The sequence below is a fragment of the Cupriavidus sp. LA-1 genome (genome assembly GCF_055385985.1).
Map to the genome: position 1 here is coordinate 207,574 of NZ_AP031387.1, position 15,371 is coordinate 222,944.

Below are 15,371 nucleotides of genomic sequence, written 5' to 3' on the forward strand. Positions count from 1 at the left end.
AGGTACGACAGTCACGCAGGTGCCAGCCACTTCTCCACCAGCCGCACGAAGAACGTCGCGCCGACCGGCAGCAGTTCGTCGTTGAAATCGTAGCTCGGGTTGTGCAGCATGCAGGGCCCGATGCCATGGCCGGCATCGCGATGCCCGCCGTCGCCGTTGCCCAGGAACAGGTAGCAGCCCGGCTTGTGCTGCAGCATGAACGAGAAATCCTCGGCGCCCATGGTGGGCTCGACATTGCTGTCGACGTTGTCTGCACCGACCAGTTCCGCGGCGACCGAGGTGGCAAAGCCGGTCTCGGCCTCGCTGTTGATGGTCGGCGGATAGTTGCGGTGGAATTCGTATTCGATGGTGCAGTCGAATGCCGCCGCCACCGCGCGCGCGACTTCTTCCATGCGTCGCTCGATCAGGTCCAGCACCGGCACCGTGAAGGTGCGCACCGTGCCGCCGATCCAGGCCTGGTCCGGCACGATATTGGTGGCATCGCCCGCATGGAACTGCGTGACCGAGATCACCGCGGTGTCGATCGGGCGCTTGTTGCGCGTGATGACGCCCTGCAGCGCCGACACGATCTGCGCCGCGGTGAAGACCGGGTCATTGCCGTTGTTGGGCATGGCCGCGTGCGCGCCCTTGCCGCGCACGACGATGCGGAACTCGTTGCTCGATGCCATCAGCGGGCCCGCGCGCGTGCCGAACGCGCCCACCGGCATGCCCGGCCAGTTGTGCACGCCGAACACCGCGTCGCACGGAAAGCGCTCGAACAGGCCGTCCTTGATCATCTCGCGGGCGCCGCCGCCGCCTTCCTCGGCCGGCTGGAAGATCAGGTGCACGGTGCCGTCGAACGGCTTATGCTGCGCCAGGTAGCGCGCGGCGCCAAGCAGCATCGCGGTGTGGCCGTCGTGGCCGCAGGCGTGCATCTTGCCGGTGTGCTGCGAACGGTGGCCGAAGGTGTTGGCTTCCTGCAGCGGCAGCGCGTCCATGTCGGCGCGCAGGCCGATGGCGCGCGCGCTGTTGCCGTTGCGGATCACGCCGACCAGGCCGGTGGTGCCCAGGCCGCGATGCACTTCGATGCCCCACGATTCCAGATTGCGCGCGACCACGTCGGCGGTGCGCTGCTCTTCGAAGCAGAGTTCAGGGTGGGCGTGGATGTCGCGCCGGATCGCGCGGATTTCGGCTTGTGCCTGCAGGATTTCGGGGATGAGCTTCATGATGCCGGGCTGCCCTGAGAGTAAGGGGCGTTAGCGTTGGATACCCCGATCATACGATGCCTCCCGCGAAAGCGCCAAAATGCGGCGATTTCCTGCGCGCTTGCCCGGTTGGCGCAGTGCAATATGCCAGCGCGGGCGGGTTTCCACGCATTGCCGTCGCGTATCCACTGCTGGAACAGTTCATGCTTGAAGTGCCCGGCCGGCAAGCCAGTCGCTTTGGGACGCGCAAGCGCATTCCAAAGCGCACCAAAACGCAGCGCCGCCGCGTGACCCGCGGTGCGGCGCATTGCCGATCCTAAAACGTCTGCTTCACTTCCTACAGGGAGAATTGCGCGATGTCCCTTCGCACTTTCAAGAAGGCAATTGGTGTGGTGGCGGTAGCCGGGGCCCTTGGCCTGGCACTTGCCGGCACCGCCCGGGCCGCGGACCTCAAACTGGCCATGAGTTCGCCGCCGACCTCGATGGATCCGCACTTCTACAACCTGTTCTCCAATATCAACGTCTCCGAGCACATGTTCGACTCGCTGACCAAGATGGACCCGGACAGCCGCATCATTCCGGGCCTGGCCGAGTCGTGGAAGCTGGTCAACAACCTCACGTGGGAATTCAAGCTCCGCAAGGGCGTGAAGTTCCATGATGGCTCGGAGCTGACCGCTGAAGACGTCATCTGGTCGCTGGACCGCCCGGCCACCATCCAGAACAGCCCCGGCAAGTTCGACGTCTACACCAAGGCGATCATCAACAAGAAGGTGATCGACAAGTACACCATCCAGCTGACCACCAACCAGCCCTATCCGCTGATGCTGAACGACCTCACGTCGATCTACATCGTGCAGAAGAAGGCCACGCAGGGCCTGAGCTCGGATGATTTCGCGCAGGGCAAGGGCATGGTCGGCACCGGGCCGTTCAAGTTCGTCAGCTACGCGCGCGACGACCGGGTCGAGCTGGTGCGCAACAACGACTACTGGGGCCCCCGGCCGGCGTGGGACAAGGTCACGCTGCGCTTCATCCCCAACCCGGCCACGCGCCTGGCGGCGCTGCTGTCGGGCGACGTGCAGGCGATCGAGAACGTGCCCACGCCTGACCTGCCCAAGGTGCGCAAGGATCCCAAGCTGTCGTTCTTCTCCAAGATCTCGCACCGCGTGATCTACCTGTATTTCGATGCCAAGCGCGACAAGTCGCCCTTCGTCACCACGAAGGAAGGCGCGCCGATGGACAAGAACCCGCTGAAGGACGCGCGCGTGCGCAATGCCATCAGCATGGCGATCAACCGGCAGGGCATCAAGGACCGCCTGATGGAAGGCCTGTCCGAGCCGACCAACAACCTGGTGCCGCCCACGCTGTTCGGCTACAACCCCAACCTGAAGACGGTCAAGTACGACCCCGAGGGCGCCAAGAAGCTGCTGGCCGACGCAGGCTATCCGAACGGCTTCGGCGTGACGCTCCATACTCCGAACAACCGCTATGTCAACGACGAGAAGATCGCGCAGACCATTGCGCAGAACCTGACGCGCATCGGCATCGTCACCAAGGTCGAGGGCATGCCGATGGCGACATACTCGTCCAAGGGCATCAAGCATGAGTGGTCGTTCGGGCTGCTCGGCTGGGGCGCGCAGACCGGCGAGGTCAGCTCGCCGCTGCGCGCGCTGCTGGCGTGCGAGGACAGCAAGAAAGGCTTCGGCACCACCAACTGGGGCGAGTACTGCAACCCGAAGATGGACGTGGTGCTGGAGAAGGCCCTGGCCACGGTGGATGACAACGAACGCTCCAAGCTGCTGCAGGAGGCCACCGCGATCGCGATCAACGATGGCGGTATCATCCCGATCCACCAGCAGGTGACCACCTGGGCTACGCAGAAGGGCATTGCCTACGTGCCGCGTACCGACGAGCGCACCTACGCGCACAACTTCAAGCCCCAGTAAGCTCCGGTAACACAGGAGCCTCGGCCAGCGGGTTGTCTGCCGGCCGAGTTTGCGGTGCCGCGCATGGCTGCCGCGCCACACCCGGGAAGCGCCACGGCGCGGCCCGGGCGCGGCGTGCATTCGCGCGCGAAAGGAACGTGGTTCGAACATGCTGGTCTTTATCATCCGGCGCCTGATGCAGAGCGTGGTCGTGCTCTTCGTCATGTCGCTGCTGGTTTTCCTCGGCGTCTTTGCCATCGGCAATCCCGTCGACATCCTGATCAACCCGCAGGCCGACCAGGAGGACATCAAGCGCACCATCGCGGCGCTGGGCCTGGACAAGCCGCTGTGGGAGCAGTACTGGGTGTTCCTGCAGAACGCGCTGCATGGCAACCTGGGCACATCGTTCGCGCACGGCACGCCGGCGCTCAAGCTGATCTTCGAGCGCATGCCCGCCACCATGGAGCTGGCCGTCTGCGCGATCCTGCTGGCGATCGTGCTGGGCATCCCGCTGGGACTGTGGGCCGGGCTGCGCCCCAAGGGCATCGCCGGCAAGTCGATCATGACGGTGTCGATCCTGGGCTTCTCGCTGCCCACCTTCTGGGTCGGGCTGATGCTGATCATGGTATTCGCGGTGCAGCTCGGCTGGCTGCCGTCCAACGGCCGCGGCGAGACCGTGCGCGTGCTCGGCATCCCGCTCAGCTTCCTGACCGCCGACGGCATCCGCCACCTGATCCTGCCGGCGGTGACACTGTCGCTGCTGAATATCGCCATGGTGATCCGGCTCACGCGCGCCGGCACGCAGGAGGCGATGTTGCAGGACTACGTCAAGTTCGCGCGCGCCAAGGGGCTGTCCAACACCCGCATCGTCGGCGTGCATGTGCTCAAGAACATCCTGATCCCGATCGTCACGGTGATCGCGCTGCAGTTCGGCTCGATCATCGCCTTTGCGATCGTGACCGAATCGATCTTTGCCTGGCCCGGCATGGGCAAGCTCATCATCGACTCGATCCAGCTGCTGGACCGGCCGGTGATCGTCGCCTACCTGATGGTGATCGTGACGCTGTTCATCCTGATCAACCTGGTGGTGGACATCCTCTACAGCATGCTCGATCCGCGCGTGCGCATTGCCGACAACAAGGGCTGAGCCATGAGTGCCGTATCTGTAGAACAAGACGACAAGACGCCGCCGCCCGCGGCGCGCGAGCAATCGCCGTGGCGGCGCTTTGCCGCCGAGTTCTTCTCCAGCAAGATTGCCGTGGCCGGGCTGGTGACGCTGGTCGTCATCATCCTGGTCGCCATCTTCGCGCCGTGGCTGGCGCCGCAGAACCCCTATGACCTGGCCACGCTGGACGTGCTCGATGCGCGCCTGGCGCCGGGCGAGCAGGCCGGCAACGGCATGACCTTCCTGCTGGGCTCGGACGAGCAGGGCCGCGACATCCTGTCGGCGGTGATGTACGGGCTGCGCATCAGCATCGGCGTGGGCGTGCTCAGCACCATCATCGCGCTGCTGCTGGGCGCCACGCTCGGCCTGCTTGCCGGCTTCCTGGGCGGGCGCACCGAGGCCTTCATCATGCGCGTGGCCGACCTGCAGCTGTCGTTCCCGCCGATCCTGCTGGCGCTGATCCTGCTGGCCTTCCTGCGCCCCGGGCTGGGCAATATCGTGATCGCGCTGGTGGCGGTGCAGTGGGCCTACTACGCGCGCACCACGCGCAGCGCCGCGCTGGTGGAGCGCCGCAAGGAGTACATCGAGGCTGCCACCTGCCTGGGCCTGCCGCCCACGCGCATCATGTTCCGCCACCTGCTGCCCAACTGCCTGCCGCCGCTGATCGTGATCGCGGCGCTGCAGGTGGCATCAGCGATCACGCTGGAAGCGACGCTGTCCTTCCTCGGGCTGGGCGTGCCGGTCACCGAGCCGTCGCTGGGCTCGCTGATCTCGAACGGGCAGCAGTACATGCTCTCGGGCAAGTACTGGATCAGCTTCTTTCCCGGCATCGCGCTGGTGGTCACCATCGTGGCGATGAACCTGGTGGCCGACCAGTTGCGCGATGTGCTGAACCCGCGCCTGCAGACGCAATAACCAGGAGCGGAACATGGCACAACCGACACTGGTGGTCGAACACCTGAAAACGCATTTCTACACGCGCGGCGGCATCGCCAGGGCCGTCGACGACGTGTCCTTCACCGTGGGCCGCGGCGAGATCATGGGGCTGGTGGGCGAGTCCGGCTCGGGCAAGTCCATGACCGGCTATTCGATCATGGGCCTGATCGATGCGCCCGGGAAGATCGTCGACGGCCGCATCGCGCTGACCAGCCGCGACGGCGTCACGCGCGACCTGCGCGCGCTCACGCCGGCGCAGCAGCGCGACGTGCGCGGCAACCGCATCGCCATGATCTTCCAGGACCCGATGATGACGCTGAACCCGGTCCTGCGCATCGACACGCAGATGATCGAGGCGGTGCTGGCGCATGAAAAGGTGGGCAAGGCAGTGGCGCGCGAACGCGCGCGCAATGCGCTGGCGCGGGTTGGCATCCCGTCGCCGGACGAGCGCCTGCAGGCCTACCCGCACCAGTTCTCGGGCGGCATGCGCCAGCGTGTGGCGATTGCGATCGCGCTGCTGAACAAGCCTGACCTGATCATCGCCGACGAGCCGACCACCGCGCTGGACGTGACCATCCAGGGCCAGATCCTGTACGAGATGCAGACCCTGTGCCGCGAGTCGGGCACGGCGCTGATCTGGATCACGCACGACCTGTCGGTGGTGGCGGGGCTGGCGGATACCGTGTGCGTGATGTACGCAGGCAGGATCGTCGAGGCCGGCGACGTGCGCCAGGTGCTGGAGCACCCGGAGCACCCGTATACCCACGGCCTGATCAGCTCGGCGCCGTCGCGCAACCCGCGCGGCGCGCCGCTGCGGCAGATTCCGGGCATGACGCCGTCGCTGCTGAACCTGCCGGGCGGCTGTGCCTTCCGCGAACGCTGCCCCTACGCCACCGCTGCCTGCAAGAGCGAGCCGCCGCTGGAAACCGCCGCCGACGGCCGCCGCCTGCGCTGCTTCCATCCGGTGCTGGCCAACCAGGAGGCCGCATGAGCGCCACTGCACTGCAACCCCGACCGATGATGAATCCCACCGCTGAAGCGGGGACCACGCCGGGCGCACCGATCCTCGAACTGCGCGGCGTGTCCAAGCGCTTCGTCAAGTCGCTGGATGCTGCCGCCCGCATCGCCAACCTGTTCGGCGCCCATGCGCATGAAGAGGTGGTGCACGCGGTCGACCGCGTCGACCTGAGCATCCGCGCGGGCGAGGTGGTGGGCCTGGTCGGCGAGTCCGGCTGCGGCAAGTCCACGCTCGGGCGCATGGCCGTGGGCCTGCACTCGCTGACCGAGGGCGAGCGCCTGTGGCGCGGCATCAACCTGGACCACCTGCCGCCCGACAAGCGCCGCGAGAAGCAGCTGGCGATCCAGATGATCTTCCAGGACCCTTATGCTTCGCTCAATCCGCGGCTGCGCGTGCTGGATATCGTCGGCGAGGCACCGGTGGTGCACGGCATGGTCGAGCGTGGCGCGCAGAAGGGCTATGTCGAAGACATGCTGGTGCGCGTGGGCATGGACCCGACCGTGCTGCGGCGCTTCCCGCACCAGTTCTCGGGCGGGCAGCGCGCGCGCATCGGCATCGCCCGGGCGCTGGCGGTCAAGCCAGAATTCCTGGTGTGCGACGAGTCAGTGGCGGCACTGGACGTGTCGATCCAGGCCCAGGTGCTGAACCTGTTCATGCGCCTGCGCGAAGAGCTGAACCTGACCTACCTGTTCATCAGCCACGACCTGGGCGTGGTCAAGCACATCAGCGACCGCGTGGTGATCATGTACCTGGGGCGGGTGGTGGAGTCGGCGCCGACCGAGGACGTGTTCGCCGCGCCCAACCATCCCTATACCCAGGCCCTGCTGGCCGAGGCCCCCAAGCTGGAGGTGGCCCGCAAGACCTATGTGGCGATCCGCGGCGAGATCCCGTCGCCGCTGGACCCGCCGCCGGGCTGCCACTTCCATCCGCGCTGCCCGCACGCGATGGCGCGTTGCCGGGAAGAGCAGCCGCTGCTGAAGGAGATTGCGCCGATGCGGTTTTCGGCGTGCCACCTGAACGACATGAAGTAGGGCGTTATTTTCTCCTCCCTCGAGCGGGGAGGAGAAAAGCCCGGAAGCTCAGCGGATCACCTGCCCCTTCGAATTGATGATCGTCATCTCCACGAACTTCGAACCCACGTGGTTCTCCGGCGTGAAGTTGACGATGTATCCACCCAGGTCGTAGCTGCGCATCGTTTCCAGCGCGGTGACGAACTTCTCGCGGTTCAGGTCCTTGCCGGCGCGGCGCAGGCCTTCGGTGAAGGCCTTGGCGGCGATAAAGCCTTCGATGCTGGCGTAGTCGAATTCGCTGGCCTTGCCGGCGGCCTGCAGCAGGCGCAGGTATTCCCGCACGATCGGCAGCGTGGCGTTGCCCGGGTGCGGCATCACCTGCGAGATGATCACGCCGCTGCCCTGCGCGCCGACCACGTTGGCCAGCGCCTGGGTGCCGACGAAGGAGACGTTGTAGAACTGGCCGTTGTAGCCGCGGCGCAGCGCTTCCTTCACGAAGGCGCCGGCGGTGCGGTAGGCGCTGATCATGACCACGGCGTCGGGCCTGGCCTTCATCGAGCCCTGCATGGCGTCGCCGATTTCCGTGGTATTGCGCACCACGCCCTCGCGCGCCACCAGCTGCACGCCGCTGTCGGCCATGGTCTTCAGCGCACGTTCCAGCTCTTCGAGCTCGGCCCTGCCGTAGGCGTCGTCGTTGTAGACCACGGCCACGCGTTTCAGGCCGGTGGTCTGGATCTGGCGCAGGATCGCCGTGGCCTCGTCGTTGTAGCCGGCGCGGACATGGAAGACGTAGCGGCTGCGCGGCTCGCGCACCGAGCGCGCGCCGGTGTACGGGCCAAAGAATGGCACCCTGGCCTGGATCGCCAGCGGCAGCGCGGCCTGGCTGGTGGGCGTGCCGACATAGCCGAAGAGGGCGAAGACACGGTCTTCCTCGATCAGCTTTTTGGTGTTCTTGGCGGCGGGCTCGGGCTCGTAGTAGTCGTCCAGCGCCTCCAGCTGGATCTTGCGGCCGTAGATGCCGCCCTGCTGGTTGATATGGTCGAAATACAGCCGCGCGCCCGAGTTCATCTGCTTGCCGAGCATGGCGGTCGGGCCGGTCAGCGCGGCGGACTGGCCCAGCAGGATGGTGTCGGCGGTGACGCCGCTTTCGGCTGTGGCGGCGGTGCCCGCCGTATTGGCTGCGAAGGCAGCGCAGGATGCGCCACCGGTGCCGATGGCGCACGCCAGCAGCAGGCCGGCAAGCCGGCCATTGACCCCTGATCGGAAAGACATAAACCCCCCGCGAATTGTGGTTCGGTTACCCGTTCGCCGCGTCGGCCGGTCTGTCGCCGGCAAGTTGCCCGGATCGTGCGGCATGGTGCGCGTCCCGGTCTGTGCCGCGAGCGCGCCGGCACATCATAATCGAATACAATCGGGTCGAGATACTCCCCGCCATCACCCCGCACGGCCGGGGGGTGCGCCGCCCGCCGGCGCGGCGCAGGCGCCGCTACCCGCCGCCTGCGCCGGCAGATCCAGTTCCGTACGACTGAACGAAAACAACACATCCCCCGCCCGGAGACCCCATGGCTTCCCGCATCGTCCGCGCCGCCTGTCCGCATGACTGCCCCGACACTTGTGCATTGCTCGTCACCGTCGAGGACGGCCGTGCCGTCAAGGTAGCGGGCGATCCCGACCACCCCGGGACGCAGGGCGTGCTGTGCACCAAGGTGTCGCGCTACACGGAACGCACTTACCACCCGGACCGGCTGCTGACGCCAATGAAGCGCATCGGCAAGAAGGGCGAAGGCAAGTTCGCGCCGATCTCCTGGGACGAGGCGCTGGACACCATCGCCACCCGCCTGCAGGCGATCGCCGCGCGCGACCCGCAGGCCATCGTGCCGTACAGCTACGCCGGCACCATGGGGCTGGTGCAGGGCGAGAGCATGGCCGCGCGCTTCTTCAACAAGCTGGGCGCATCGCGGCTGGACCGCACCATCTGCGCCAGCGCCGGCGCCACGGCGCTGCGCTATACCTACGGCGCCAGCGTGGGCATGGACATGGAGCACGTGGTCGATGCCAGGCTGGTGATCATCTGGGGCGGCAACCCGATTGCCTCCAACCTGCACTTCTGGACCCGCGCCCAGGAAGCCAAGCGGCGCGGCGCCACGCTGGTGGCGATCGACCCGTACCGCTCGCTGAGCGCCGAGAAGTGCCACCGCCATATCGCGCCGATGCCCGGCACCGACGGCGCGCTGGCGCTGGCGCTGATCCATGTGCTGATCCGCGACGACCTGCTCGACCACGACTACATCGAACGCCACACGGTCGGCTTCGAGGCGCTGCGCGAGCGCGCGCAGGCCTACACTCCGGCCCGCGCGGCCGAAATCTGCGGCATCCCGGTCGAGGACATCGAATGGCTGGCCGGCCTCTATGGCCAACTGGCCGTGCGCGAGCGCCAGCCGGTGGCGATCCGCCTGAACTATGGCATGCAGCGCGTGCACGGCGGCGGCCAGGCGGTGCGCGCGGTGGCGTGCCTGCCGTCGCTGGTGGGCGCCTGGCGCCACCCGGCGGGCGGGCTGCAGTTGTCGACCTCGGGCTTCTTCCCGGTCAACGAGGCCGCGCTGCAGCGCCCGGACCTGCTGCCGGGCTGGCCGCAGAAGCTGCCGCGCATCGTCAACATGAGCACCATCGGCGACGCGCTGCTGGCCGAGCCGGCGCCCGGCGCGCCGCGCATCGAGGCCGTGGTGGTCTACAACAGCAATCCGGTCGCGGTGGCGCCGCAATCCGGCACGGTCGCCGCGGGCTTCGCGCGCGAGGACCTGTTCACGGTGGTGCTGGAGCACTTCCGCACCGACACCGCCGACTATGCCGACATCATCCTGCCGGCGACCACGCAGCTCGAGCACACCGATGTGCACAAGGCCTACGGCCACACCTATTTCCTGGCCAACAACGCCGCCATCGCGCCGATGGGCGAGGCCCTGCCCAATACCGAGATCTTCCGCCGCCTGGCACAGCGCATGGGCTTCACCGAGGCGTGCTTTGCCGACAGCGACGAGGCCATCGCCGCGCAGGCCATCATTCCGGGCGATGCGCGCGCGGCTGGCATCAGCTGGGAATCACTGAAGGAACAGGGCTGGCAGAAGCTGGCGCTGCCGGCGGCGCCGTTCGCCGAGGGCGGCTTTCCGACGGCGTCGGGCAGGTGCCAGTTCTATTCGGAGCCGATGGCGCGGGACGGCTTTGACCCGCTGCCCGACTACGTGCCGCAGTACGAGGCACCGCAGACCGCGCCCGAACTGGCGGCGCGCTATCCGCTGGCGATGATCTCGCCGCCGGCGCGCAACTTCCTCAACAGCTCCTTCGTCAACGTCGACAGCCTGCGCGCCACCGAGGGCGAGCCGCACCTGGACATCCACCCGGCCGACGCCGCCGAGCGCGGCATCGTGCACGGTGCGCTGGTGCGCGCCTTCAACGACCGCGGCAGCATGGTGGCGCGCGCCCGCGTCACCGACCGCGCCCGGCGCGGGCTGGTGGTGGGGCTGTCGATCTGGTGGAAGAAGCTGGCCCCGGACGGCAAGAACGCCAACGAGCTGACCAGCCAGCGCCTGACCGACCTGGGCCGCGCGCCGGTGTTCTACGACTGCCTGGTGCAGGTTGAGGCCTGCACGGAAGGGGCGGTCCTGCCGGCATGACACAGCGGCCCGGCCGCCGCCGCTGGGCGGCACTCCTGGCGGCAACGGGCCTGACGGCCGTGGTCCTGCTGATGGCAGGGTGCGAGGCCCTGGGCTACTACGCGCAGTCGATCGGCGGGCATCTTGGCGTGATGGCCCAGGCGCAGCCGCTGACCGACGCCATTGCCAGCGCGCGCGACGCCAACGACGCGCGCCTGGCCCAGCGGCTGGCGCTGGCCGGCCGCATGCGCGACTTTGCCTCGCGCGAGCTGAAGCTGCCCGACAACGGCAGCTACCGCCGCTACGCCAACCTGCACCGGCCCTACGTGGTGTGGAGCGTGTTCGCCACGCCCGAGCTGTCGATGGAATTGCGCAAGTGGTGCTTCCCCATCGTCGGCTGCATCAGCTACCGCGGCTACTACGCGCAGTCCGATGCCGAGCACTACGCGCAGGGCCTGCGCCGGGACGGGCTGGAGACCTACGTGGCCGGCATCCCCGCCTATTCGACGCTGGGCTATTTCGACGACCCGCTGCTCAACACCTTCGTCTACCTGCCCGAGGGCGAGCTGGCGCGGCTGATCTTCCATGAGCTGGCGCACCAGGTGGTGTACGTGCGCAACGACACCGCCTTCAACGAGTCCTTTGCCACCGCGGTGGAAGCGGCGGGCGTGGAGCGCTGGCTGGCCGAGGCTGCGTCGGAGGACGCGCGCGCCAGCTATCGCCAGTACGATGCCCGGCGCCAGCAGTTCCGCGCGCTGCTGCTGGGCACGCGCGACCGGCTGGTGGCGCTGTACCAGGCTCCGCTCGATGACGGTGCCAAGCGCGAGGGCAAGGCGAAGATCTTCGCCGACCTGCGCAGCGAGTACGCGCGGCTGCGCACGGAGTGGGGCGGATACAGCGGCTATGACCGCTGGTTCGACCAGCCGCTGACCAACGCTCACCTGGCCGCTGTGGCGACGTACCAGCAGTGGGTGCCGGCCTTCACCGCGCTGCTGGCGCAGTGCAATGGCGACTGGCAGCGTTTCTATGCCGAAGCCGGCCGCATTGGCGCGCTGCCCGCCGCCGAGCGCGAAGCCGCGCTGCGCCGGCTGGCGCCGCCCGCCACGCGCACCGACACGCTGACCGCGGGCAGCAGGACGGCAGCCAACTGAGCCGCCGCGCGCGGCTTACCAGGTATCGATGAAACGCCGCGGTGAGCCGGCCTGCCGGCCGAAGCTGCCGGGCGGCACCGAGGCCAGCCCGCGCAGCAGCCAGCGGCGGGTGTCGGCCGGGTCGATCACGGCGTCGATCTCCAGGTGGCTGGCCATGTTGAGCGCGCGGCCGCGCTGGTAGGCGCCATCGACCATGCGCGCGAACAGCGCTTCGCGCTCGTCGGGGTCGGCCACGGCCTCCAGCTCCTTGCGGAAGCCCAGCCGGATCGAGCCTTCGATGCCCATCGCGCCGAACTCGCCGCTGGGCCAGGCCGCGGTGAAGAAGGGCGCGGCAAAGCTGCCGCCGGCCATGGCCTGCGCGCCCAGCCCGTAGCCCTTGCGCAGCACCACGGTAAAGAACGGCACGCGCAGCGCGCCGGCGGTGACAAAGAGGCGCGACACATGCCGCACCGTGGCGGTCTTCTCCGCCTGCGGCCCGACCATGAAGCCCGGGGTGTCGCACAGCGACACGATCGGCAGCCCGTGCGCGTCGCACAGCTGCATGAAGCGCGCGGCCTTGTCGGCGGCGGCGCTGTCGATGGCGCCGCCCAGATGGCGCGGGTTGTTGGCGATGCAGCCGAAGGCACGGCCTTCGATGCGGATCAGCGCGGTGATGATGCCGGTGCCGAACGCCGCGCGCAGCTCCAGCACCGAGCCGCTGTCCGCCATGGCGGCGATCACCGCGCGCATGTCGTAGCTGCGCAGGCGGTTCTCGGGGATGGCGTGGCGCAGGTGGCGCGGGTCTTCGGCCTGCCAGTCGCGCACGTCGCCCTGGAAGTAGGACAGGTAGCGCTGCGCGGCATCGACCGCGGCGTCTTCGTCATCGACCAGCACGTCGATCACGCCATTGGGTCCCTGCACGCTGACGGGCCCCACTTCCTCCGGCGCGAACACGCCCAGCCCGCCGCCTTCGATCATGGCCGGCCCGCCCATGCCGATGGTGGCGCTGCGCGTGGCGATGATGACGTCGGCGCAGCCCAGCAGCGCCGCATTGCCGGCAAAGCAGCGGCCCGAGACGATGCCGACCAGCGGCACCTGGCCCGAGAGCCGCGCGAACTGGATGAACGAGGTGCAATCGAGCCCGGCCACCACCGGCATGTCGGTATCGCCCGGGCGACCGCCGCCGCCCTCGGCAAACAGCACCACCGGCACCTGCCACTGGCGCGCCAGCGCCAGCATGCGGTCCAGCTTCTTGTGCCCGTAGAAGCCCTGCGTGCCGGCCAGCACGGTGTAGTCGTAGGCCAGCACCATGCAGCGCGTGTCGGCATCGGGGAAGCGCGCGGCGTTGACGGTGCCGATGCCGGTGACGATGCCGTCGGCGGGCGTGGCGCTGATCAGGTCCTCGACGCTGCGCCGCTGCCGTTGCGCGGCAATGGCAAGCGCGCCGTATTCGATAAAGGAATCGTCGTCGCACAGCTGGGCGATGTTCTCGCGCGCGGTGCGGCCGCCTTGGGCGTGACGCCTGGCCACGGCCTGGGCACGCGCGGCGTCGTGGCCGAAAGCGTGGCGCTCCAGCGTCGCGCGCAGGTCGGCGCGCACATGGTCGAGGTCGGCCGCGGCGGCAGCTTCGGCGGCATGGCCGGCATCGTCGCCGGGCGCCAGCACGATCACTGCCGCGCCGGCGCGCAGCGTGGCCCCAGCGGCGGCCAGCACGCGCAGCACCGTGCCGGCGGCGGGCGCCTCCAGCGGGTGCTCCATCTTCATCGCTTCGATGATCGCCAGCGGCTGGCCGCGCCTGACGGTGTCGCCTTCGCGCACGTGGATGGCGGCAAGCGCGCCGTCCATGGGCGCGGGCACGGCGATGGCGTCATCGGGGATATCGGCCAGCGCATTGTCCTCAGTGGCCGGTGCGCCGCCGGCGAGGGCGGGCGGCGCGTGCAGCACCGGGTGGTCGGCTTCGGCGCCGGCCAGTGCGGCCAGCGCCTGGTCCAGGTACTGCGTGTGCACGGCATTGCGGCGCACGTCGTCCAGCTGCAGCAGATCCTGCAGCAAGCCGCGGTTGGTGTCGATGCCTTCGATGCGGAATTCGCACAGCGCGCGATAGGCGATTGCCAGTGCGCGCGCATAGTTGCCGCCGGGTTCGTGCACGATCAGCTTGGCCAGCAGCGAATCAAAGCGCGGATTCGCCGTCATGCCGGCAAAGCCCGCGCTGTCCACGCGCACGCCTGGCCCGCTGGGCGGCTCGAACGCCGTCAGCGTGCCGCTGGCCGGGCGCAGCTGGCCCTGCGCGTCGAGGTGCTCGGCATTGATGCGCAGCTGCACCGCGATGCCGCGCGGCGCGGGCGCCCGCTCCAGGCCCAGGTCGGCCAGGCGCGCGCCGGCGGCAATCGCCAGCTGGGTTTGCACGAGGTCGACGCCGGTGACCATCTCGGTCACCGTGTGCTCGACCTGCAGGCGCGGGTTGGCCTCCATGAACCAGAACGATGGGCCGCCGTCGCCGACATTGCCGCCATCCTCCACCAGGAACTCGAAGGTGCCGATGCCGCGATAGGCGGCGGCGCGCGCCAGCGTTGCGGCGGCATCGGCCAGCCTTGCGCGCAGTGCGTCATCCAGCGCCGGGCTGGGCGCGATCTCGACCAGCTTCTGATGGCGGCGCTGCAGGCTGCATTCGCGCTCGCCCAGCGTCAGCACGCGGCCCTCGGCGTCGGCGACTACCTGTATCTCGATATGGCGCGGCGCGCTGACGATACGCTCGACGTAGATCGCGCCGTTGCCGAACGCGGCGGTCGCTTCGGAGACGCAGCGGACATAGGCCTCGTCGATTTCCTCCGCGCGATGGACCGCGCGCATGCCGCGCCCGCCGCCGCCGGCGAGCGCCTTGATCATCATGCCCGCCGGTCCGCCCAGGTTGCCGAAGAAGGCCCGCGCCTGTTCCAGCGTGGTCGGGCCGGCGGTGCCGGGCACGACCGGCACGCCATGCTCGCGCGCCAGCGCGCGGGCGCGGGCCTTGTCGCCGAACAGGCGCAGCACGTCGGGCGCGGGGCCGGCGAAGACCAGTCCGGCGTCCAGGCAGGCCTGCGCGAAGTCTGCGTTCTCGGACAGGAAGCCGTAGCCGGGATGCACCATGCCGCAGCCCGCGCGCCGCGCGGCGTCGACCACGGCGGCAATGTCGAGGTAGGCGCGCGGACCGGTGCCGGGCAGCGCCACGGCCGCGTCGGCCTTGCGCACGTGCAGCGCGTCGCGGTCGTCGTCGCTGTACAGCGCCACGCTGGGGATGCCCATGGCCGCGGCGGCACGCGCGACCCGGATGGCGATTTCGCCGCGATTGGCGATCAGGAGCTTGTGGGACGTCATGA

Annotated in this window: 11 protein-coding genes; 7 read left to right on the plus strand and 4 right to left on the minus strand. The window is 68.7% G+C overall.

Annotated features, from left to right (window positions below):
- Positions 1-11: 11 nt before the first annotated feature.
- Complete coding sequence (locus ACZ5MJ_RS01095) at positions 12-1,205, minus strand: M20 aminoacylase family protein (RefSeq protein ID WP_464221729.1); 1,194 nt, start codon at positions 1,203-1,205, stop codon at positions 12-14.
- Complete coding sequence (locus ACZ5MJ_RS01100; RefSeq protein ID WP_464221730.1) at positions 1,202-1,492, minus strand: hypothetical protein; 291 nt, start codon at positions 1,490-1,492, stop codon at positions 1,202-1,204. The genes ACZ5MJ_RS01095 and ACZ5MJ_RS01100 overlap by 4 nt, the downstream gene beginning before the upstream one ends.
- Before the next feature lie 48 nt (positions 1,493-1,540).
- Here ACZ5MJ_RS01100 and ACZ5MJ_RS01105 point away from each other — a divergent pair, with 48 nt between their 5' ends.
- The 5 genes from ACZ5MJ_RS01105 to ACZ5MJ_RS01125 all read left to right on the plus strand — a co-directional run bounded on the left by ACZ5MJ_RS01105 (position 1,541) and on the right by ACZ5MJ_RS01125 (position 7,256).
- Positions 1,541-3,127, plus strand: coding sequence for an ABC transporter substrate-binding protein (locus tag ACZ5MJ_RS01105; RefSeq protein ID WP_432258338.1), 1,587 nt, complete (start codon positions 1,541-1,543; stop codon positions 3,125-3,127).
- Between the two features lie 148 nt (positions 3,128-3,275).
- Positions 3,276-4,253: an ABC transporter permease gene (locus ACZ5MJ_RS01110; RefSeq protein WP_432258337.1), complete on the plus strand. Its 978-nt coding sequence runs from the start codon at positions 3,276-3,278 to the stop codon at positions 4,251-4,253.
- A gap of 3 nt (positions 4,254-4,256) precedes the next feature.
- Positions 4,257-5,186: an ABC transporter permease gene (locus ACZ5MJ_RS01115; protein WP_464221733.1), complete on the plus strand. Its 930-nt coding sequence runs from the start codon at positions 4,257-4,259 to the stop codon at positions 5,184-5,186.
- A 13-nt stretch (positions 5,187-5,199) separates the two neighbouring features.
- Positions 5,200-6,198 carry an ABC transporter ATP-binding protein gene (locus ACZ5MJ_RS01120; protein ID WP_464221734.1) on the plus strand — a complete coding sequence of 333 codons (999 nt, stop codon included), beginning with the start codon at positions 5,200-5,202 and terminating at the stop codon, positions 6,196-6,198.
- The gene (locus ACZ5MJ_RS01125; protein ID WP_432258334.1) at positions 6,195-7,256 is read left to right on the plus strand and encodes an ABC transporter ATP-binding protein; all 1,062 of its coding nucleotides are present in this window, start codon (positions 6,195-6,197) and stop codon (positions 7,254-7,256) included. The genes ACZ5MJ_RS01120 and ACZ5MJ_RS01125 overlap by 4 nt, the downstream gene beginning before the upstream one ends.
- Positions 7,257-7,304: 48 nt before the next feature.
- Here the strand turns inward: ACZ5MJ_RS01125 and ACZ5MJ_RS01130 are convergent, their stop codons facing one another.
- Positions 7,305-8,507 carry an ABC transporter substrate-binding protein gene (locus ACZ5MJ_RS01130; RefSeq protein WP_464221736.1) on the minus strand — a complete coding sequence of 401 codons (1,203 nt, stop codon included), beginning with the start codon at positions 8,505-8,507 and terminating at the stop codon, positions 7,305-7,307.
- Positions 8,508-8,797: 290 nt separating this feature from the next.
- On the opposite strand from ACZ5MJ_RS01130, the gene ACZ5MJ_RS01135 reads away from it, so the two are divergent.
- Both ACZ5MJ_RS01135 and ACZ5MJ_RS01140 read left to right on the plus strand, forming a co-directional pair.
- Entirely contained in the window at positions 8,798-10,906 is a 2,109-nt protein-coding gene (locus tag ACZ5MJ_RS01135; RefSeq protein ID WP_464221737.1) for a molybdopterin-containing oxidoreductase family protein, read from the plus strand.
- The gene (locus ACZ5MJ_RS01140; protein ID WP_464221738.1) at positions 10,903-12,036 is read left to right on the plus strand and encodes an aminopeptidase; all 1,134 of its coding nucleotides are present in this window, start codon (positions 10,903-10,905) and stop codon (positions 12,034-12,036) included. Before ACZ5MJ_RS01135 ends, ACZ5MJ_RS01140 begins: the two co-directional genes overlap by 4 nt.
- A gap of 15 nt (positions 12,037-12,051) precedes the next feature.
- Here ACZ5MJ_RS01140 and ACZ5MJ_RS01145 read toward each other — a convergent pair whose 3' ends face one another.
- On the minus strand, positions 12,052-15,369 hold the full coding sequence (locus ACZ5MJ_RS01145) for an acetyl-CoA carboxylase family protein (RefSeq protein ID WP_464221740.1): 3,318 nt from the start codon (positions 15,367-15,369) through the stop codon (positions 12,052-12,054).
- Positions 15,370-15,371: the final 2 nt, after the last annotated feature.

Bases quoted from the DNA above. Each gene is read 5' to 3' on its own strand.
- ACZ5MJ_RS01120 (WP_464221734.1), top strand. From the start codon at position 5,200: ATGGCACAACCGACACTGGTGGTCGAACACCTGAAAACGCATTTCTAC.
- ACZ5MJ_RS01135 (WP_464221737.1), top strand. From the start codon at position 8,798: ATGGCTTCCCGCATCGTCCGCGCCGCCTGTCCGCATGACTGCCCCGAC.
- ACZ5MJ_RS01110 (WP_432258337.1), top strand. From the start codon at position 3,276: ATGCTGGTCTTTATCATCCGGCGCCTGATGCAGAGCGTGGTCGTGCTC.
- ACZ5MJ_RS01125 (WP_432258334.1), top strand. From the start codon at position 6,195: ATGAGCGCCACTGCACTGCAACCCCGACCGATGATGAATCCCACCGCT.
- ACZ5MJ_RS01095 (WP_464221729.1), bottom strand. From the start codon at position 1,205: ATGAAGCTCATCCCCGAAATCCTGCAGGCACAAGCCGAAATCCGCGCG.
- ACZ5MJ_RS01105 (WP_432258338.1), top strand. From the start codon at position 1,541: ATGTCCCTTCGCACTTTCAAGAAGGCAATTGGTGTGGTGGCGGTAGCC.
- ACZ5MJ_RS01140 (WP_464221738.1), top strand. From the start codon at position 10,903: ATGACACAGCGGCCCGGCCGCCGCCGCTGGGCGGCACTCCTGGCGGCA.
- ACZ5MJ_RS01130 (WP_464221736.1), bottom strand. From the start codon at position 8,507: ATGTCTTTCCGATCAGGGGTCAATGGCCGGCTTGCCGGCCTGCTGCTG.
- ACZ5MJ_RS01145 (WP_464221740.1), bottom strand. From the start codon at position 15,369: ATGACGTCCCACAAGCTCCTGATCGCCAATCGCGGCGAAATCGCCATC.
- ACZ5MJ_RS01100 (WP_464221730.1), bottom strand. From the start codon at position 1,492: ATGCGCCGCACCGCGGGTCACGCGGCGGCGCTGCGTTTTGGTGCGCTT.
- ACZ5MJ_RS01115 (WP_464221733.1), top strand. From the start codon at position 4,257: ATGAGTGCCGTATCTGTAGAACAAGACGACAAGACGCCGCCGCCCGCG.